Genomic DNA, 19,297 nt, shown 5'->3' with positions numbered 1-19,297 from the left:
ATCAGATAAGACAAATCAAACATATGTCATAAATTACATATGTAAATATTGACATATGTTTCAAATTACCTTACACTAGAGAATGTATAAAAAAGGTGAAAGAAGTGTCGAAAATATGTTAACGGAAAAAGAAAAAAACTTTGGAAAATGGGTGACGGTTTTAGCCTCACTTTTAGCATTTATGGGGATAGGTATTGTCGATCCATTATTGCCATCCATCGCGGAAAGTATAGGTGCAACTCATTCGCAGGTGGAAATGTTATTTACGTCTTACATTTTTACAATGGCTGTGATGATGATTCCGATTGGGATTGTTGCAAGTAAAGTAGGGGATAAACGGCTAATTGTGACGGGTTTGTTTGTTGTGACAGTCTTTGCACTGCTTTGCGGATTTTCAAACAGTATCGGAGCACTTTCCATTTTCAGAGCTGGCTGGGGCTTTGGTAACTCCATGTTTTTGGCTACTGCCATGACTATGCTGATTGGCTTATCCAGTACACCTGGCCATGCGATTGGCTTGTATGAGTCAGCTATGGGTCTTGGGATGGCATTCGGTCCACTCGTAGGCGGAATTCTAGGCAACTTTTCCTGGCGCTATCCGTTTTATGCAACAGCTTGTCTTATTTTTCTAGCAGGACTGTTGATTCTTTTAAAAGTAAAAGAACCGAAAAAAGCGGTGGTACCTGATAAAGCCAAGACGGAGCGGCCAATTAAACAGATGCTTCATCTATTTACCTTTAAACCATTTTTGCAAATCACGCTTAGCGGCATGTTTTATTATTATTGTTTCTTTACAATTTTAGCATTTTCACCGCTTGTACTAGGCTTGTCTGCTATTCAAATTGGTTTTGTTTTCTTTGCATGGGGACTTTGCCTAGCGCTCGGGTCTGCAAAAATCGCCCACGGCTTGGAGGCGCGCTTTGATTCCAAGCAAGTCTTGAAGGGGACTTTGTTTGCCTGTGCAGTCATTTTAATTTTAATGGGCATATTCGATTCTGTGCCAGTTCGGATTGTGTTAATCGTGATTTCTGGGCTTGTGCTGGGGATTAACAACGCGCTTTTCACAACAACCGTAATGGAGCATTCTCCGTACGAAAGAAGCGTAACCAGTGGGGCATATAATTTTGTCCGCTGGCTTGGTGCAGCATTTGCACCGATTGTTTCAGGGCTTATTTCGGAGCATTTTGGCATGAGCTGGCCATTTATTGTCGCAGCTGTTTTATGTTTCGCCGGCATGGGCTTATTATTTTTGAAACTGCAGCCGTTTGAAAATTATTTGAAAGCAGCACCTACACAAGTTGAAGAATCTAACTAATAGCCATAAAAAATAGGTCTCAGAAAGATGAGGCTTATTTTTTATTTACATAATACTATTATGTAAACTGTATAGTCAGATTAACCTTTCCAAGTTTACTCTCACAAGAATTAGTGGTAAAATTTATCGGATGGATATAGCTTTTTTATAGGAAAACACGCCATATCTTATTACATGATTGGACTGATATGAATATGTTTTTTGAGATATAGGAGCATTTGATTGGCCATTTGCTTTTTAAGAGATTTTACTTTGTTTGAAAGAAATTCGACCAATTCGTCAATAATTTATTTTAATTGAAGGAGCAGATAAAGCGTTGTGAACTACTTTTCGGATTTAGAAGACTATATTGACACATTATCTTGTCACGGCATTCCTGAAAGCGAAATTTTGATAACAGAAACCAAAATTGGGAAACTACCTAAAGCGTTACATGAATTTTATCTTAAATATGGCACATGTGAAATCAACCAAGCGTTTCATGTCATCCTTTCCCCGCAAGAACTTATGTTTTTTACTCAACATGATGTGCCTAATCATCCAGTTACTAATAATCAGACAGTTTACCTGAAATTTGGTGTTGCCTGGAACAAAGATTCAGAATGGGCTATAAAAAAAGAGGATATGAGAGTAGATAATCCCGAAGTTTACAGTTGGCAAAAAGGATATCCCGATGTTATTAATCCTATAAGCCCAACAGGTATATCCCTCAGCGAGAGCCTTTGTTCTATAATCATAGCCAACGAGGACTATCTTTAATGCAGATTGAGTTCAAAAATCAAACAGTTATAAGGTACCTGCGTAACACACATTACTTCCTATAATATATATTATGTAAACTAGAAAAGAGATTATGTAATTCCCTACTTATTCAACTTGCATATCCTCCTAAAATAGATTATTTTAAGACTAAGTCATCTTTTGTTAAGCTATAAAAAATAACGAATAACAAAGGAATGCACATTATGTTCAAAAAAATGATTAAACCGTTCGATATTGTGATTGTAGGCCTTTTATTTCTTTTTTCGTTCTTGCCCATATATTTGTTTTCAACACAAGCATCTCCGAATAATGAATCGGATGTCATCTATGCGGTTATTCAACAAGATGGTAAAACTTTGAGGAAAATCGATCTAACTCATGCTAAAGATCAGACTTTTACCATTAGAAAAGGCGCCAAGTATAATGTAATTCAAATCCAGAACCATCAAATCTGCATCAAAGAAGACAACAGCCCTGATCAAATCGGTGTACATATGGGCTGGAAAAAGAAAGCCGGCGAGCAAATTGTTTGCCTGCCGCACCGGCTACTTATTACACTGGAGTCTGAAACACCTGATTCTGATGATGACTTGATTATCCCCAATTAACACTAGAAGCGGAGTCAATGCGTGTTTTCTTTCGCTTTTGTGCCTGGATAATCTTAAGCGCACGTTTTCGAGTTTTTGCATTTCGACTACGCATTCGACGATAAGCACTAGAAAGGTCCATTTTTTCTGCCATTATAAAATTCCTCCTTGTTTAAATCGTAATTATTACGATTTACAATTTATCATGACACTGTCTTCTTGTCAAGTTTCTCTCATTTACACAAAAATAAGGAGACCTTTTTAACAGGTCTCCTTATTTTGCCACGAACAAATTTTTTCTGCAATCACCGAATCGCCTGTTCTTTCAACAAAGAAAAGATAATCTTCTATCGAATAATCGCTTAGCTGTGTTGAGAACGTGGATAAGGTTGTATTGGGTGCATATAAAAACTGAAAAACTTCTATAATCCATTTATCAGGCTCTGCGTAGCCCTTCTCTTCCTCCAGTAATAATTTGAGCAAACCCTCTCTTCTTAAATCATACTTGAACTTTCGGGTAAATAAGAGACAGAAACCGATGATAAAGCGATTTCGACTCCCTTCTTCCCCCTTTTCTTTTAAATATGGTGTGACAAAACCTGATAAAGCTTGCTCCAGATTATTTTCATAACGAGCAACAACTCGTTCCATAATTTGTTCGATTTTAATTTTTTCCACTTTGCCTTCCTCGCTCTTCATGTCGAAGTCTTTATTTTTTTATCGGCCGATTTACCAGATGAGCGCTCACACGAAGCAATAAGAAACCTAGTAAAATGCCAGTTGTGTTTAAGAAAATATCTCCAGTGTCGAAAAATCCTACTTTTAAAATATATTGTGTAATTTCAATCCCAGTAACCAAGCCAATAGCAATTAAGCCTGTTTGCCAGAATGAGCGTTTAACTAGCAGAAATCCAATGGGCATAAACATCAGGATATTGCCCAGTGTGATCACCCGGAGATTGCCTGCTGCAAAGCTATTTACAAAACTAAATGTATCAAAAGAAACCCCTTGCACATCGGATGCTTTCCCAAAAAGCAGCACGCCTAAGATAATAAAATAAATCATATAGGCAATAATCAAGCGTTTATGATCAATTTTCAGTCGGACGAGCTGCACCAAAATCAAATATATCAATGCGGCTCCTGCAAGTATTGTCATAATATCCATGTAGGAATAAGTTTCCATAATATTTTTTAGATAGAACCACATCCAGCCGCTAATAAAATGCACGTAGAGAAAAATAGCAAAACTGATGGAAACAAGTGGTAACGCGATATAATCAAGAATTTTTTTCATATTGTTTCCCTCCTAACTTTGATTCTATCTTACCAGTAAAAGATAAAATCATTGTTAAAAGGACTTAAAGAAAGTTTAAATCTTTCTCCTCTTTCACAAATAGGAATAAAATACCACCAACAATGAAAAGCACAATCAGACTTGCGACCCCTAACTGCGTCTTACCAGTAATTTGCGTGATAATACCAAGCAGTGCCGGACCCATGATAGCTGAGAATTTCCCGAAAATATTATAAAAACCGTAGAATTCATTCGCACGCTTTTTGGGGATAATTTTACCAAAATATGAACGACTAAGTGCTTGAATGCCACCTTGGCTCGTTCCGACAAGCACAGCTAATAACCAAAAATCGAGTGTTGATTTCATGAAAACGGCATAGATACAAATAATAATGTAGGTACAAATGGCCACCAAAATGAGTGGTTTTGTTTGAAATCGTTGCGCTAAACGTCCGTAAAGAATGGTGGACGGGAAAGCAATCAACTGCGTTACGAGTAAAATCACAATCAACGTAGTTTCCGAAATCCCTAAATCAATCCCATAGCTAGTGGCCATTCGGAAAATCGTATCTACTCCATCAATATAGAAAAAATACGCAATTAAAAAAAGAATGATATTTTTGTGTGCACCAATATGGCGAATCGTATGGAAAAGACGTTTAAAGCTTGTGCGGACAGGGCGTGGTTCCGGCTCAATATAGTGAATCTGCTGAACATTTTTCCAAAACGGTAAGGTAAACAGCATCCACCAAAGTGCCGTCATCAAAAAGCCAATATTCACAAGCGTGACCTGACTAACAGGCAAAATCCCCGTCGCCTGCAAGATGATAAATAAAATAAATGGAATCGAACTGCCCAAATAGCCAAAAGCATACCCTGCTGATGAAATCATATCCATTCGTGCATTTGTGGTGATATCAATGAGAAAAGCATCATAAAAAATGTTCGCTCCGGCAAATCCGATCAAAGAACAAGCATATAAAATCAAAAGTAGCAGCCAACCATCTGATGGGACAAAGGCAAAACTGATCGTTGTGAGAATACCGAGCCATGTAAACAGACTGAAGAAGCGTTTCTTAAAAAAGCGATAGTCTGCAATGGTTCCTAAAATCGGTGCTAAAAGTGAAATCAACAAAGTGCCGATGGAATTGGCGTAACCTAGATAGGCTGTTGACATCTGGTCGCTAAGTCCAGCATTATGTGCGATCCCTTTAAAATAAATCGGCAAAATCGCTGTGGTGATCATAATTGAATAAGCAGAATTCGCCCAGTCTTGCATGATCCAGCTTTTTTCCTGTTTGGTCATTTTCATCCATGTTTCCCCTTTATTGAGTAATAAAAATTTCTTCTAGAACACGGCCTTCCGTTTCTGGTAGTTCTAATCCGAGAATGCGGGCAAAAGTTGGCCCCTCGTCGATCAATCGCGCTTTTTCAAAAACAGTCTGTTGTTTGATTTCCGGTCCTGCAATGACCAATGTCGTTTGATAATTTTCTTTTTTAGGATCATAACCGTGGACCGCTTTATAGTAATCCGGCTCCCCCACCTTTTCCGGCGATACCTTTTCAACAAGCGGGCCGTTCAGTTGCTCCATGAAAAAGTAGCCGGGCTTCCCTTCAACCATCAAACATGCCGCTGGATCTGCCCCTTTTTCTGCAATTTCCGGCTGTATCAAAATCCGCTCAACGCCCTCCACCTTCCTCAATTCTTGTTGCAAAATTTGACGAATGGCCGTATCTTCACAGTAGATATAGCTGGAACCATCGGCACTTTTCGCATACGCTTGCCAGGAAACGACCTCTCCGTTTTGATTGGTTTTAATGTAGCCCAATTCCTGTAAACGGACATTTAGACGAATGGCTGTATCGACATCGATTTGATAATGATCCCCTAAAATCACAAAAGTTGTATCCTGATAAATCCCGGCTTCTTTTGTCGCTTCAACAATGCGCCGCACACGCGTATTATGCCTTTTGAGTGCTGCTTTTGCTTCTTTACTACGCACGCCATATGCATGACGCATACTATCCATATCGACAAAATGAGCCAAAAGCAATTCGGGTTGTTTATGTAGAATCGTATCAATCACAGCTTCCGTCAAAAAATGATCCAATTCCGGCTGATGGATGCCTTTACGTAAATGCCCGTATTTTTTATTCATTTCAAGTAGAAAACGCGGCGAGCTCCCCCATAACGAGACCATCACCTGATTGAGCCAAAATCGATTGGGAAAAATTTCCGCAATATTATGATCAATCCCACTTTTAGCTGCGACAGGCCAAAGAAAAGCAGCTGTTTTTAATCCTGCTTCTTTCGCCTTATCATAAAGTGTCGGCACACGAATACTTTTCTTGAACCAGAACCAATCCGGCGACGCTTTGCCAGGCTCGATCTTCGTGTTATTCACGATGCCATGTGTCTTTGGATAGTGCCCTGTAATAATCGAAGTATGTGCTGGATAAGTCAGTGAGGGGTAAATGGACTCCACCTGCTTAATATGCACCCCTTTTTCCATTAATTCAGCCAGCGCATCCAATTCGCTTAAATCTTCTAAATCTTCTGCCCCTAAGGCATCTAGTGATAGAACAACCAAGTAACGGCTCATCAACACCCCTTCTTTCTGAAATCTATTGTAGCATAACCAAAGAAAAAAGCCGCGCAATGCGCACGGCTCAAGCTTGTTTTTTTCGTTCGAGCAAATGCTCCGCCTGATCGGTCACACCAAGTACATCTAAAAAGAACATCACAACCGGGATTCCCACGATCAGTCCCCATACACCAAAGAAGTGTTCGCCAAATATTAATATGATAAACGTGTAAAAAACTGGTAGATCGGTTTTTGCAGACATCAGCTTTGGATTTAGCACATAGGATTCCAGTGCATGAATAATCACTACTACCAAAGCAATATAAAAGACATATTGAAACCCACCAATCGTATAGGCAATAATTGTCAGCGGCACCATTGAAATAATCACGCCTGCAACTGGAATCAGCCCTAGCAGAAAGACCATGACTGACAACGCGAATAATTGCGGAAAGCCAAGCACCCAAAGAGCAATGGTTGTGAGCACGCAGTTCACGAGCGCAATTAAAAACTGAGCTTCAATGACTTTTCCAAAAGTTGCAGAAAATTTGGTTCCAAAGTATTTCATTTCATCATAAACAAAGGCAACCTTGCTTGTACTGAATTGCTTGGTAAAACGAATCAAATGATCGCGTCCCAGTGAGAAAAACAGGCTCAGAATAAGCGCGATAAAGACATTGATTAAGACGACACCAATGTTGGTTAGATAGGTAACGGCCATCTGAACCCCTTGCTCCGTATACTTCATAATATCGATTTCATTGGCCATTTGAACCAAATAATTGATAAAGTCATTATTACTTTCGGTACTAAAAAATGTGTTGAGAAATTTAAATAATTGACTGATCTGCTCAGTCAGAGCCGGTACATATTTGACGGCAATAAAGGTCAAACCGAGTGCGATCAGCGTGTAAAGCAACAAAACGATGATCTGCCGATAAACCTTGATCCTTTTTAAAATAAAGTTTTCCAAGCGTGTAATCAAAAAGGAGAAAATAAATGTGAGTAAAATAATGTCAATCATGCTGCGAAGTAAATATAAAACAAATGCCAGCATCAAGAAAACGAATACGCGTCTAACACCGCGGTGCTGAAAAAAAGCAGCAATTTCATTCACCAAATATCTATCCCCCTTTAAGCATCTTCCCCGATAATTTTCACTTCAGTTTCCAGCTCTACATCAAATTTTTCTTTGACAGTCTGCTTGACAAATTCAATTAATTCAAGATAATCAGTCGCAGTCGCACCACCCACATTGACCATAAAACCTGCGTGTTTCAGTGAAACCTGTGCCCCGCCAATTTGCTTTCCTTGAAGGCCGCTGTCTTGTATCAGCTTTCCTGCAAAATGACCAGGTGGCCGTTTGAAAACACTACCACATGATGGATATTCAAGTGGTTGCTTGGATTCACGTGCTTCTGTCAATTCGGCCATTTTCGCTTCGATCGGTTGGCGTTCTGTTAGTTTTAGCTCAAACTCGGCTTCCAAAACGATCAGGTCTTTTTCACTAATCGTACTGTGGCGATATTTGGCCGCTAGTTGGTCACGTTTTAGATGGAGCAGCTCGCCTTTTCGGGTCAATACAGTGGCAGCGGCCAGCACGTCACTAATTTCACCACCATATGCACCAGCGTTCATATAAAGAGCTCCGCCGATAGATCCTGGAATTCCACAAGCAAACTCTAGGCCACTTAAGCTTTCTGAAAGTGCGAAACGAGACACTTCAATAAGTTTTGCTCCGCTGCCTGCAATTACGTGTGTGTCCTGACGCTGAATATTGTGAAGCAAATCTAAATGCAGAACAATTCCGCGGATTCCACCGTCTTTTACGATTAGGTTTGAACCGTTGCCAAGAATTGTGAGTGGAATTGCTTCTTCATTCGCAAAAGTCACTACTGCTTGAGCTTCCAAAACTGTACGCGGCATAACAAAAAAATCTGCCACTCCACCCGTTTTTGTATATGTATAATTTGATAAAGGTTCATTTTGTTTTATTAATAAATTCGGATATTCTTCTATAATTTTATTCATTACGTTCATTTTTTCTTAACCTACCTCATCCATGATTGTAAAAAACCTCACTCTTTCTATTCTAACATGAGTTTCCTAATTAAAAAAGCATCCCTTATGAAGGTTTCATGATTATTTCTCTTTTTTTAGGGGTAAAGAGTTGCATAATAGAATGCGCAGTCATTGTCTCAAGGGAAATCTTTTGACAAATGCGAACAAATGTTCTATCATGATCAAAAGGAGGCTATTATGATTCGCTTTGAAAATGTGACAAAAAACTATACCACAGATAAAACCGCTGTGAATCAGATCTCATTGAATATTGAAGATGGGGAATTCTTTGTTTTCATTGGTCCAAGCGGTTGCGGGAAAACGACAACGCTCAAAATGATCAATCGTCTAATTCCGCTTACTACTGGAACGATTTACATAAATGAAAAAAGGATCAGTGACTACGATATCCATGAACTTCGCTGGGATATTGGTTACGTATTACAACAAATCGCCTTGTTTCCGCATATGACCATTGAGGAAAATATTGCGATTGTGCCAGAACTTAAAAAATGGGATAAGGACAAAATCCATGCGCGTGTGACGGAGCTTTTGGAGATGGTTGGTCTAGATCCAGAAGTCTATCGGCATCGTAAACCTAAAGAGCTATCTGGCGGTGAACAGCAGCGTGTTGGTGTTGTTCGGGCTTTGGCGGCTGATCCAAGTATTATCCTAATGGACGAGCCTTTCAGTGCACTCGACCCGATTTCGCGCCAAAAATTACAGCAGGATATTCATACATTACAGAAAAAAATCAAGAAAACGATTGTTTTTGTTACGCACGATATGCAGGAAGCTGTGGCGCTTGGAGACCGGATTTGTCTGATGCAAGACGGGCAGATTGTTCAGTGTGATACACCGGAAAATATTCTGCAACATCCAGCTAATGAATTTGTGCGTAATTTTGTGGAATCTGGCAATCTGCAGACAAATCCCGTACTGACATCTGATCATACGGTTCAAGAACTATTAGATGAGGAGTTGTATTTGCCTTATCGGGAGGGCGACGGTGAGACAGCCATTTCTGTTCACGCCCCTCTTGAAGTACTCGTAAAGCGTTTGGCTTATGAACATACGGTTCCTGTTGAAAATCAGCAAGGAGAAAAAGTTGCCACCGTTTCTGGGCAACATGTTATGCGCTTCCTGGCAGCCAGGCTTGAGGAAGGAGGCGGACGCTCATGAATACCTTGCTAAATACATTTAGCGAGCGGAAAGATGAACTTTGGACGGCACTTCTGCAGCATATCCAAATTTCTTTTGTTTCTCTTTTTATTGCTGTTTTAATTGCTCTGCCGCTTGGCATCTATTTAACACGGCATAAACGTCTCGCCGAACCGATTATTCAGATTGCTGCGATTTTCCAAACGATTCCCTCACTCGCCCTCCTTGGTCTTCTAATCCCATTAGTCGGTATTGGGACTGTTCCGGCAATTATTGCACTCGTAATTTATGCCCTTTTGCCGATTTTACGCAATACATATACGGGAATCAAAGAAGTGGATCCGGCCTTGATGGAAGCTTCTCTTGCAATGGGGATGAATCGATTTAAGCAGCTTTATAAAGTGCAATTGCCGCTTGCCATGCCGGTGATTATGGCCGGAATTCGAACGGCCATGGTATTAATCATCGGAACCGCTACACTAGCCGCGCTGATTGGGGCTGGCGGTTTAGGGGATTTGATCTTGCTGGGGATTGATCGGAATGATAACAGTTTGATTTTGCTTGGCGCTATTCCAGCTGCCCTCCTTGCCATTCTATTCGATCTTCTACTTCGTTTCCTTGAAAAAGCTTCATTCCGCAGTACAGTGATCACGATTTCTGCTGGACTTTTACTCACTGCCGCGCTGATTATCGTCCCTTACTTTGCTAGCGAAAAGAATGAGATTACGATCGCCGGTAAGCTAGGATCTGAACCAGAGATATTGATTAATATGTACAAACAGGTCATTGAAGATGAAACAGATTTGAAAGTAAACCTAAAACCCAATATGGGCAAGACTAGTTTCCTGTTTAACGCCCTTCAATCTGGAAACATTGATATTTATCCTGAATTTACCGGTACTGTACTTGAAACTTTTCTAAAGGAAGAGGCCAAAACACATGATCCTGAGCAAGTCTATGAACAGGCCCGTGATGGTTTAAGTGAAAAATATCAGATGGCTTATCTGAAGCCGATGAAATATAACAACACTTATGCACTGGCCGTTCCGGATGATTTTGCTAAGCAGAATGGTTTGGAGACAATCTCAGACTTATCCAAAGTAACGGATCAAATCAAAGCCGGCTTCACGCTGGAATTCAAAGACCGGAATGATGGGTATAAAGGAATCCAAAAGACATATGGGTTAACGTTCGATTCACTAAAAACCATGGAACCGAAGTTGCGCTACACTGCACTCGAAGCAGGCGATATTAATTTGATTGATGCCTATTCGACGGATAGCGAGCTCGCGCAATACAAGTTGAAAGTCCTGGAAGATGACAAAAACCTCTTCCCGCCTTATCAGGGTGCACCTCTCCTCACGAAAGAAACACTGGAAAAATATCCTGAGTTAGAGAAACCGCTGAACAAACTTGCCGGAAAAATTACGGATGATGAAATGCGGAAAATGAATTACCAAGTCAATGTGGAAGGCAAATCTGCTGAAGATGTCGCTCATTCATTCTTAGTGAAAGAAGGCTTACTGCAAAACTAAAAAGAGTCTCAGTGAATTTTGGTTCACTGGGACTCTTTTTTTAATTTCGGATTAAAGCATTGAATTTTTCTGCATTTGGTTTATAGAAATGGCAGTGTGCTTCGTATTCCTTGTTAAATTCTTGTGCACGTTTTGTAAGTGATTCATCATGATCTAGCAGCAAGCCATTCTCTAAAAGTGGAATCAACGAGATAATTTGATCGAAAACAAGACCAGCATTGGTGTCGCTCAACAAGTTCACTAGCTTTGAAAGGGCTTTTCGATCTTCTGAATTCAGTTCACGCTGATTCTCGTGGTACCACTTCACCAACTTCCGGCGATGCTCGCGGGTCGCTTCTAAATAGATGCTTTGGGCGTAGCTGGCAATCATAAAAGCGACGGAAAGGTCTTCAGCCGATTCCCAATCCTCTTCTAAAATTTTGCCCTGTTCTTTGATTTTTTCATTTAAAAGCGCGATATCTTCTTGGTAAATATCCAGCTTTCTTTGCTGCTGCTTATAAACTTCAAGTGTTAGACTCAGCTCATCCACAACGGGCTGCATTTTTTCACCATAGATTTGATTGTTATTTAGAATCAGTTGCGTCTGTTCGATTTTTTCTGCAACCAGACTATCGCGTTCCCGTAAAACCTTATCCCGTTTCCCTAAGTAGTCAAAATAAAACGTGTATTTCTGTAGCATGGATACGATTTGCTGGGCCTCTTCTTTCGTAGCGGGATCATCTGCTTGATTCCAAACAACAATCCCCGTAATCTTACCCAGTTTCGTGTAAAGTGTACTGGCAAATTCCTGTCCATTTAAAAGTAATTTATATGGAAGCGTGTGCTCTTGTTCAAGTAAGCGCCGATATTGTTTTGCATATTTATTCGTCATAAGTCATCATCACCTTTGCTAACCGATCTACTGATAACTCTATTATAAAGGATAAAGGTAAAAATTTCGAGGGAAAGAAGTAAGGATTTTTTCATCTTTATGAGATTGTTCTCTACTAGACTATTTTTACTGAAAAATTTATGAAAATGCATGAAAATTACCTTATTTATAAAAGAACTGCCCATCCTAGATTTGGATAAGAGCAGTTCTTTGTCTATCATAAGGCTTGCGTGAAGCTTTTCTTCTTATTTTTCACCGGGTTAAGCGACCGTTCGACCCAGCCAAGCAAAAGATCTGCTAAGATTGCCATCAAGGCCGTAGGAAGCGCGCCCGCAAGGATGATGGCCGTTCCATTCGTTGCATTGGTTCCGCGGACGATAATATCACCCAGCCCACCAGCTCCTACAAATGTTCCGATTGCCGCCACACCAATGGCAATAACAAGCGCATTGCGAATCCCCGCCATAATGACAGAAAGGGCAAGCGGCAGTTCAATCAAGCGCAGAACTTGCCACTTGGTCATGCCCATTGCTTTACCAGATTCTAAAAGCGCCCCATCTACATTGCGAATCCCTGTATAGGTGTTCTTTAAAATTGGCAATAAAGAGTAGAGGAAAAGAGAGAGCACCACCGTATTCGTTCCCAGTCCCATAATCAGCATTAACACGGCCAACATGGCAAGCGCCGGAATCGTTTGAATGATATTGGCAATTTGTATGACCCAGCCTGCCAGCCGCTTCTTACGTGCAATATAGACACCAAGTGGGATGGCCACGATGCTGGCGAATACGACACCGTACAGACTCATCAAAAAGTGTCGCCAGAATTCTTCCATGACATAGGCGCCATTTGTCGCGTAATAGTCAACTAATTGCGAAAGAGTTTCCATCGTTACTTGCCACCTCCTGTTTCATCCTCAAAATAATTGTGCTTTTCAAGAAAATCCTTTGCCACTATGGAGGGTTCTTTCAGCTCGCCATCTGCTTGGTAGTTCAACTTTTGCATTTCCTCCGTGGAAATCTTGCCGACCAACTTGTTTAACGTCGTCTTCAGCTCCGGATGTTCTTTCAAAATCGCATCTGTAGCAACAGGCGAACAATCATAGGGCGGGAAAAATTGTTTATCGTCTTTCAACACCTTCAAATCATACGTCGGGATTCGGCCATCTGTCGAGTAGCCTAGCGCCACATCCATTTGATTATTTTTCAAAGCGGTATAAATCAGTCCGATCTGCATCGGGAAAATTTTCTTGAATTCAATACCATATTCTTTTGAAAAAGCTTTATAGCCATCTCCTTCACGTTCCATCCAAGAATTATCCACCCCGGCTTCTAATTGATCCTGTACTGGCTTCATGTCGCTAATGGTTTCTAAGTGATATTTTTCTGCTGTATCCTGCCGTACCATAAAGGCATAGGTATTCGCAAATCCATATGAATCAAACCAGGTTTGCTGATATTCCTTCTCAAAGCCTTCCTGAACTGCTTTTAATGCTTTTTCTGGATCCTTAATTGGGTCTTCTCCAAGTGGTCCAACAAGATCTGTCCCCGTATAGCGTGTCGCTGTAATATCCACGTCACCATTAACCATTGCTTGATGCTGGACAACCGAGGAGCCCAAATTATTGACCAATTCTACTTGTAAATCCGTATCGTGTTCAATCATTTCTTTGACAATATTCGCCATGATCTGTGATTCTGTGGTCGACATTGAGCCTACTCGAATCGTATCATCTGAACCGCCGCCAAGCCCTGGAAGCGAACAACCAGTAAGTGCCGTTAAAAGGACAAGACAGGCAGCGAGCATGTATGCAACTCTTTTTTTCATCTTCTGTGTGCCCCCTTATCCATTATTCCTAGATTCACGTATGGCTTTTGGTGTCAAATAAACTTCCAGCTTTCCAAGGAAAAATTCCACCAGCAAGGCAAGCATGGTAACAGGAATCGCGCCACCTAGAATCAAGTCTGGACGATATAAGTTCAATCCGTTAAAAATAAAATCACCTAGTCCGCCTGCTCCAATATAAGAGGCGAGTGTGGCCCAAGCGATGATATAAACCGCTGATAGCCTGATTCCTGCCATAATGACGGAAATAGAATTGGGAATCTCCACATTGACAATCAGCTGCCAATTGGTCATGCCCATGCCGCGACCGGATTCAATCAAATTTTTATCCACGCTTCGTACACCAATAAATGTATTTCGTAAAATCGGCAGAAGCGCGTAAATGAATAGCGCCACAATGGCTGGACCCGTTCCAACGCCCATGATGGGAATGATAAAAGCCAAAATGGCCAGTGAAGGAACAGTTTGTAAAACGCTGACAACGCCAATCACAAAATTAGCAATTTTAGGCGAGCGGGTTAGTAGAATGCCTAATGGTACAGCGACTATGATGCCAAGCACAACAGCTGCAAGGGATATGTAGAGATGTTGCCAAGTTTGAACGAGCAGATTATGCCCATTCTCTTGAAAAAATTGATTGATTGCCTCCACCTAGTTCCCCTCCTGACTATTTTCGGCTTCATGATGCGGTGTATGCTCGACCTCCTGCTTCGTGCTGCTTGCTTCGACAGCCGCTTCCTCTTCTTCGCCCCAGATTGAGTCATAAACCATATCTACAAGGCTTGCTCTTGTCACAATGCCGACAAGATGCTTTCCTTCATCTACGACTGGTACATATTTATAACCGCGCTTCAAGATCCGCTGAACGGTATCACGCAGCAGTGTATCTTTTTGTACATAAAAAACATTTCGCTCTAAGATATCCACGACACTCGTTGCGGTGCGTCGATTCTTATCAATTTGTTCAACGTCGATGAAACCTTTCAAGATATTTTGTTCGTCCACTACTAAAAGTGTATCCACGCGCTTCTCTTTCATAACCTGAATGGCCGCTTGAAGAGATTTATCCGCTGTAATAGACACTGGGGCCCGGTTCATAATCTGTTCAACTTGTGTCACGTTTGGCTGTGCTTGGATCAGGCGGTCCTTTCCAATAAAGTCTTCTACAAATGCGTCAGCCGGGTTCCGTAGGATTTCATCCGGGGTATCAAATTGCACCACTTCTCCCGCACGCATAATAACGATCCGATCCGCCAGTTTGATTGCTTCATCCATATCATGTGTGACAAAAATGATGGTTTTTCCTAATTCCTGCTGCAAATTTTTGAATTCCTCTTGAAGTGAGTCTCTAGTGATTGGATCCAGTGCGCCAAACGGTTCATCCATCAATATCAAATTTTGTTCAGCAGCAAGCGCACGTAAAACGCCAATCCGCTGTTGCTGGCCGCCACTGAGCTCATAGGGATAACGATCCAGATACTCTTCTGGCAAATCAACTAATTTGATTAATTCTTTTGCCCGTTCATTTTTTCGTTCTTCTGGCCATTTTAAAAGTTTGGGTACCAAAACAATATTATCTCGAATGGTCATATGCGGCATCAGGCCAATCTGCTGAATCACATAACCAATTGATCTCCTCAGCTTCACCGGATCCTCCTGCATGATATCCTTATCATTAATAAGAATTTTCCCTTCTGTGGGTTCGATCAACCGATTAATCATTTTCATCGTGGTTGTTTTGCCGCAGCCACTCGGACCGATGAAACAAATAAATTCTCCCTGCTCAATGTTTAGGTTGAGGTCATTGACTGCTTTTTTGCCACCTTTGTACGTTTTCGAAACGTGTTCGAATCTTAACAAACCATACACCTCCACTTTTTCTCTTTCGCCTTTACTTCAAGACGCTTTGTGAAGCAAAAGCCTTTCTTATAATTCCCTACTTCGACTGGTACAAAACGTTTTTTACAGCAAAAAGTTTTTCTTATCACAAAATAGGAGGACAATAGCAGAATTAGCGGTGCCATTTTTATCGCTGCCTGTTAAAGCTGAAATCCTTTCTCCTCCAATGAATACGCAAAAAAAAGCACCCCGATATGAGGTGCTCTTTTAACAAGCTATTTATTTGCTTTTAGGTAAAAATAATTTAGGGGCCGTTTTCATCATAATTGAAACTACGATCCCGCAAACGATTACGGTCGCCAAGCAGCTGATCCCATTCATTACAACGGAAAATAGCTGAGCGCTCCAGCCTTTAAACGCATATTCTCCCCAAAAGATGACGCCTGCCACATAATGCCAGAAATAGCGTGCCACGCCGCCAATCAACATGGTTAGCCAAGCATATCCAAGCGCTTTAGAAAAGTGATCTTCTTTTAATGCCGCCCGAACCTGCTTAGCAAAAACACCTGCAAATGCGATGAATAAAAACGCAACAATATATTCCAGAAATGCCTGGGTGGGCGTCAAAATATATGCTTTGGACGTAATAAAGTGAAGCAACCCCCATAGTAATCCTGAAAAGCCTGCAGCCCAAAAGCCGCGTCTGATTGCAATGACATACATCGCGATCATCCCAAGTGAAACGGAAAAGCTTGAGCCGATATCAAATGGAATAAAGCTTAAAACCATTGCCACTGAAGCAAAAATAGCACATTCGAGTAAAATTGTAAGTCGTTTGTTTGCCATAAAAAATAAACTCCCTTCTTCTTTGAATTGGTCAAAAACGCACCGCAGAAGAAAGCAGTTTCCTCAAGTTGAATAGAAAATGCCATCGCCACAATCCCTACGCTCGTACTAACGAACAGGTTCAAAGGGTTAGAACGCAAGCCATATGATCAGCCTGGGTTCAGTCTCAGCTTATTAAGCTCCCCCTGTGGTAACGTTTATGAAGTTGAACAGCTTCATTATATCATCTTGGCTGAATTTGTAAACCCCTTAATTAATCCGGCTCCGAAAAGCGAATGGTGTTTTGTTTTTTGCGTGGTAATTTATCGTAAATCAGTTGGTAACTATTTTGAAGCAGTTTTTCTTCCATTTCCTGTTCAATATCGGTCTTTTCATCAAAAACCATCGTCAACCAGTGTTTTTTATTTAAATGATAGCCAGGAATGATTGATTGATATTCCGTCCGCAAAAGTTCAATCCGTTCTGGCTGACATTTGACACTGACATACAGTTTCCCGTGGTAGCGATGAATCAGCGCAAACATTTTATCGCCAATCCGCATGACATGAAATTCCTTCCCGAACGGAAAAGTCTCTTCAACACCCGGAAATTTCCCAGCTAAGGCAACGTGTTGGAGTATTTCTATATCAAGAGTCATGTGGGCTCCCCCCTTTTCTTACTAGTATAACAGAAAAGCTTTCTTTCAGTCTCGGCTCATGGTAAAATAGAGATACTTGTGCTTATATGGAATTGGAGGAAGAAAATGTTAACAGTCAGTAATGTAAGTCTTCGTTTTGCAGATAAAAAGCTGTTTGAAGATGTTTCAATTAAATTTACACCTGGGAATTGTTACGGCCTAATCGGAGCAAATGGCGCCGGTAAGTCGACATTTCTTAAGGTTCTTTCAGGTGAGCTGGATTCTCAGTCCGGCAATGTGCATATTACGCCAGGCGAGCGGCTTGCCGTCTTAAAGCAGGATCACTTCCAGTACGATGAAGAAGAAGTCCTGAATACCGTAATTATGGGCCACGAGCGCCTGTATAAAATCATGACAGAAAAAAATGCGATTTACATGAAAGAGGATTTCAGTGATGAGGATGGCATTCGGGCAGCTGAGCTTGAAGGCGACTTTGCTGAGCTGAATGGCTGGGAAGCTGAATCAGATGCGGCCGTTTTACTGAATGGTCTTGGCATTGAATCCGCGCTTCATCATAAATTGATGAAAGAACTGACCGGTAGTGAGAAAGTGAAAGTCTTACTTGCTCAGGCACTATTTGGCAAGCCGGACATTCTGCTTCTTGATGAACCGACCAACCACTTGGATATTCGTGCAATTCACTGGCTGGAAGAATTTTTGATTAACTTTGAGAACACAGTTATCGTGGTATCCCATGATCGCCACTTCTTGAATAAAATTTGTACTCATATTGCGGATCTTGATTTCAGCAAAATTCAACTGTATGTCGGCAACTATGACTTCTGGTATGAGTCCAGTCAACTAGCCCAACAAATGATGTCCGACCGCAATAAGAAAAAAGAAGAAAAAATGAAAGAGTTGCAGGACTTTATCGCTCGTTTCAGTGCCAATGCTTCTAAAAGTAAACAGGCAACCAGTCGGAAGAAAATGCTCGATAAGATTACACTGGAAGACATCCAACCATCGAGCCGGAAGTATCCATTTATCCAATTCAAGCCGGATCGTGAAGTCGGCAATGACCTTTTGACGGTCGAAAATCTAACAAAAACGATCGACGGTGTGAAAGTTTTGGATGATGTCAGCTTTACCATCAATCGTGACGATAAAGTGGCATTAGCCGGCAATAATGAAGTAGCCAAAACAACGCTCTTCCAGATTCTAGCTGGTGAGCTTGAGCCAGATTCCGGAACTTATCGCTGGGGTGTCACTACCAGTCAAAGCTATTTCCCGAAAGACAACTCCCGCTTCTTTGAAGAAAATAATTTGAACCTTGTCGAATGGTTGCGCCAATATTCCCCTGAGGAAGATAGTGAAGCCTTTCTACGTGGCTTCCTTGGCCGTATGCTCTTTAGCGGTGACGAGGTCCTGAAAAAGGTGCGCGTTCTTTCCGGAGGCGAAAAAGTCCGCTGCATGCTTTCTAAGATGATGCTTTCAGGCGCCAATGTCCTGCTTCTTGACGAGCCAACCAACCACTTGGATCTCGAATCGATCACAGCGCTCAATAATGGTCTGCTTGGCTTTAAAGGTGCCATGATTATTTCTTCTCATGACCATCAATTGCTACAAAGTTTGGCCACGCGTGTGATCAATCTGGATCAGGATGCTTTCTACAATAAACAAATCGGTTATGATGAATATCTGCAAGAAACCATGAATGTTGAAAATTAACGGTGGCAGGTGAGAATCTTTATAGAGCCTAGTTGGTCATGATATAGTCATTGAGTAATCCTTCTTAAAGCAGATGATGAGGATAGTAAAGCTCTTCTTGCTATGGATCCTACTACAATGCCAAACATTACTCACTGCCCTAAAAATTTTTCAAAAAACAACAGTTAATGAAAACGCCGTTGTTTTCTCTATCACGTGATCAACTAACAATCAAAAACAAGCCGGACAGTCCTTTTAAAAAGAGCTGTC

The 19,297-nt window shown here is 41.1% G+C and carries 20 protein-coding genes and 1 riboswitch; of the genes, 6 read left to right on the top strand and 14 right to left on the bottom strand.

Annotated elements, in window-relative coordinates; genetic code table 11:
- The first annotated feature begins 115 nt into the window (after window positions 1-115).
- From CS921_RS01400 to CS921_RS01390, 3 genes are all read left to right on the top strand, one after another.
- A complete protein-coding gene (locus CS921_RS01400) occupies window positions 116-1,315 on the top strand; it encodes an MFS transporter (RefSeq protein ID WP_099221248.1) in 1,200 nt (399 codons plus the stop codon).
- A 318-nt stretch (window positions 1,316-1,633) separates the two neighbouring features.
- Window positions 1,634-2,074, top strand: coding sequence for a hypothetical protein (locus CS921_RS01395; protein ID WP_099221247.1), 441 nt, complete (start codon window positions 1,634-1,636; stop codon window positions 2,072-2,074).
- A gap of 206 nt (window positions 2,075-2,280) precedes the next feature.
- On the top strand, window positions 2,281-2,685 hold the full coding sequence (locus tag CS921_RS01390; protein ID WP_099221246.1) for a NusG domain II-containing protein: 405 nt from the start codon (window positions 2,281-2,283) through the stop codon (window positions 2,683-2,685).
- Here CS921_RS01390 and CS921_RS15480 read toward each other — a convergent pair.
- The 7 genes from CS921_RS15480 to murB form a co-directional block, all read right to left on the bottom strand.
- Window positions 2,672-2,818, bottom strand: a complete 147-nt coding sequence (locus CS921_RS15480) for a putative metal homeostasis protein (protein ID WP_099221245.1) — start codon at window positions 2,816-2,818, stop codon at window positions 2,672-2,674. The genes CS921_RS01390 and CS921_RS15480 overlap by 14 nt on opposite strands.
- A 107-nt stretch (window positions 2,819-2,925) precedes the next feature.
- Window positions 2,926-3,342 (bottom strand): hypothetical protein, encoded by a 417-nt coding sequence (locus CS921_RS01380; protein ID WP_162921658.1) that lies wholly within the window; start codon window positions 3,340-3,342, stop codon window positions 2,926-2,928.
- Window positions 3,343-3,373: 31 nt separating this feature from the next.
- On the bottom strand, window positions 3,374-3,961 hold the full coding sequence (locus CS921_RS01375; protein ID WP_099221243.1) for a VanZ family protein: 588 nt from the start codon (window positions 3,959-3,961) through the stop codon (window positions 3,374-3,376).
- A gap of 64 nt (window positions 3,962-4,025) precedes the next feature.
- Window positions 4,026-5,273, bottom strand: a complete 1,248-nt coding sequence (locus CS921_RS01370; protein WP_099221242.1) for an MFS transporter — start codon at window positions 5,271-5,273, stop codon at window positions 4,026-4,028.
- 13 nt (window positions 5,274-5,286) lie between these two features.
- Window positions 5,287-6,564 (bottom strand): alkaline phosphatase family protein, encoded by a 1,278-nt coding sequence (locus CS921_RS01365; RefSeq protein ID WP_099221241.1) that lies wholly within the window; start codon window positions 6,562-6,564, stop codon window positions 5,287-5,289.
- 67 nt (window positions 6,565-6,631) lie between these two features.
- Window positions 6,632-7,663, bottom strand: a complete 1,032-nt coding sequence (locus tag CS921_RS01360; RefSeq protein WP_099221504.1) for an AI-2E family transporter — start codon at window positions 7,661-7,663, stop codon at window positions 6,632-6,634.
- A 17-nt stretch (window positions 7,664-7,680) separates the two neighbouring features.
- Window positions 7,681-8,577 (bottom strand): UDP-N-acetylmuramate dehydrogenase, encoded by an 897-nt coding sequence (gene murB / locus CS921_RS01355; protein WP_099221503.1) that lies wholly within the window; start codon window positions 8,575-8,577, stop codon window positions 7,681-7,683.
- Window positions 8,578-8,805: 228 nt separating this feature from the next.
- Between murB and CS921_RS01350 the strand changes: the two genes are divergently transcribed.
- Window positions 8,806-9,789 (top strand): ABC transporter ATP-binding protein, encoded by a 984-nt coding sequence (locus CS921_RS01350; protein ID WP_099221240.1) that lies wholly within the window; start codon window positions 8,806-8,808, stop codon window positions 9,787-9,789.
- On the top strand, window positions 9,786-11,303 hold the full coding sequence (locus CS921_RS01345; protein ID WP_099221239.1) for an ABC transporter permease/substrate-binding protein: 1,518 nt from the start codon (window positions 9,786-9,788) through the stop codon (window positions 11,301-11,303). Before CS921_RS01350 ends, CS921_RS01345 begins: the two co-directional genes overlap by 4 nt.
- A 40-nt stretch (window positions 11,304-11,343) precedes the next feature.
- On the opposite strand, the gene CS921_RS01340 is transcribed toward CS921_RS01345, so the two are convergent.
- The 7 genes from CS921_RS01340 to CS921_RS01305 form a co-directional block, all read right to left on the bottom strand.
- Window positions 11,344-12,174 (bottom strand): hypothetical protein, encoded by an 831-nt coding sequence (locus tag CS921_RS01340; protein ID WP_099221238.1) that lies wholly within the window; start codon window positions 12,172-12,174, stop codon window positions 11,344-11,346.
- A gap of 217 nt (window positions 12,175-12,391) precedes the next feature.
- A complete protein-coding gene (locus CS921_RS01330; RefSeq protein ID WP_099221236.1) occupies window positions 12,392-13,063 on the bottom strand; it encodes an ABC transporter permease in 672 nt (223 codons plus the stop codon).
- A 2-nt stretch (window positions 13,064-13,065) separates the two neighbouring features.
- Window positions 13,066-14,001: an osmoprotectant ABC transporter substrate-binding protein gene (locus CS921_RS01325; protein WP_099221235.1), complete on the bottom strand. Its 936-nt coding sequence runs from the start codon at window positions 13,999-14,001 to the stop codon at window positions 13,066-13,068.
- A 15-nt stretch (window positions 14,002-14,016) separates the two neighbouring features.
- The gene (locus CS921_RS01320) at window positions 14,017-14,670 is read right to left on the bottom strand and encodes an ABC transporter permease (RefSeq protein WP_099221234.1); all 654 of its coding nucleotides are present in this window, start codon (window positions 14,668-14,670) and stop codon (window positions 14,017-14,019) included.
- Window positions 14,671-15,879, bottom strand: a complete 1,209-nt coding sequence (locus CS921_RS01315; RefSeq protein ID WP_099221233.1) for a betaine/proline/choline family ABC transporter ATP-binding protein — start codon at window positions 15,877-15,879, stop codon at window positions 14,671-14,673. It lies immediately after the preceding gene.
- Window positions 15,880-16,137: 258 nt separating this feature from the next.
- Complete coding sequence (thiT, locus tag CS921_RS01310) at window positions 16,138-16,704, bottom strand: energy-coupled thiamine transporter ThiT (RefSeq protein WP_099221232.1); 567 nt, start codon at window positions 16,702-16,704, stop codon at window positions 16,138-16,140.
- A 76-nt stretch (window positions 16,705-16,780) separates the two neighbouring features.
- Window positions 16,781-16,900: riboswitch (TPP riboswitch) on the bottom strand.
- 57 nt (window positions 16,901-16,957) lie between these two features.
- Entirely contained in the window at window positions 16,958-17,341 is a 384-nt protein-coding gene (locus tag CS921_RS01305) for an MmcQ/YjbR family DNA-binding protein (RefSeq protein WP_099221231.1), read from the bottom strand.
- A 105-nt stretch (window positions 17,342-17,446) separates the two neighbouring features.
- On the opposite strand from CS921_RS01305, the gene CS921_RS01300 reads away from it, so the two are divergent.
- A complete protein-coding gene (locus tag CS921_RS01300; protein WP_099221230.1) occupies window positions 17,447-19,048 on the top strand; it encodes an ABC-F family ATP-binding cassette domain-containing protein in 1,602 nt (533 codons plus the stop codon).
- The last annotated feature ends 249 nt before the right edge of the window (window positions 19,049-19,297 follow it).

Origin of the sequence: Listeria costaricensis, assembly GCF_900183385.1 — a bacterium.
GTDB classification, from domain to species: Bacteria; Bacillota; Bacilli; order Lactobacillales; family Listeriaceae; genus Listeria; species Listeria costaricensis.
Note: the sequence above shows the minus strand (reverse complement) of the source record. Positions and strands in the feature narration are given on the sequence as shown.

Bases quoted from the DNA above. Each gene is read 5' to 3' on its own strand.
- CS921_RS01330 (WP_099221236.1), bottom strand. From the start codon at position 13,063: ATGGAAACTCTTTCGCAATTAGTTGACTATTACGCGACAAATGGCGCC.
- CS921_RS15480 (WP_099221245.1), bottom strand. From the start codon at position 2,818: ATGGCAGAAAAAATGGACCTTTCTAGTGCTTATCGTCGAATGCGTAGT.
- CS921_RS01365 (WP_099221241.1), bottom strand. From the start codon at position 6,564: ATGAGCCGTTACTTGGTTGTTCTATCACTAGATGCCTTAGGGGCAGAA.
- CS921_RS01400 (WP_099221248.1), top strand. From the start codon at position 116: ATGTTAACGGAAAAAGAAAAAAACTTTGGAAAATGGGTGACGGTTTTA.
- murB (WP_099221503.1), bottom strand. From the start codon at position 8,577: ATGAATAAAATTATAGAAGAATATCCGAATTTATTAATAAAACAAAAT.
- thiT (WP_099221232.1), bottom strand. From the start codon at position 16,704: ATGGCAAACAAACGACTTACAATTTTACTCGAATGTGCTATTTTTGCT.
- CS921_RS01340 (WP_099221238.1), bottom strand. From the start codon at position 12,174: ATGACGAATAAATATGCAAAACAATATCGGCGCTTACTTGAACAAGAG.
- CS921_RS01375 (WP_099221243.1), bottom strand. From the start codon at position 3,961: ATGAAAAAAATTCTTGATTATATCGCGTTACCACTTGTTTCCATCAGT.
- CS921_RS01370 (WP_099221242.1), bottom strand. From the start codon at position 5,273: ATGAAAATGACCAAACAGGAAAAAAGCTGGATCATGCAAGACTGGGCG.
- CS921_RS01300 (WP_099221230.1), top strand. From the start codon at position 17,447: ATGTTAACAGTCAGTAATGTAAGTCTTCGTTTTGCAGATAAAAAGCTG.
- CS921_RS01350 (WP_099221240.1), top strand. From the start codon at position 8,806: ATGATTCGCTTTGAAAATGTGACAAAAAACTATACCACAGATAAAACC.
- CS921_RS01325 (WP_099221235.1), bottom strand. From the start codon at position 14,001: ATGAAAAAAAGAGTTGCATACATGCTCGCTGCCTGTCTTGTCCTTTTA.
- CS921_RS01390 (WP_099221246.1), top strand. From the start codon at position 2,281: ATGTTCAAAAAAATGATTAAACCGTTCGATATTGTGATTGTAGGCCTT.
- CS921_RS01305 (WP_099221231.1), bottom strand. From the start codon at position 17,341: ATGACTCTTGATATAGAAATACTCCAACACGTTGCCTTAGCTGGGAAA.
- CS921_RS01345 (WP_099221239.1), top strand. From the start codon at position 9,786: ATGAATACCTTGCTAAATACATTTAGCGAGCGGAAAGATGAACTTTGG.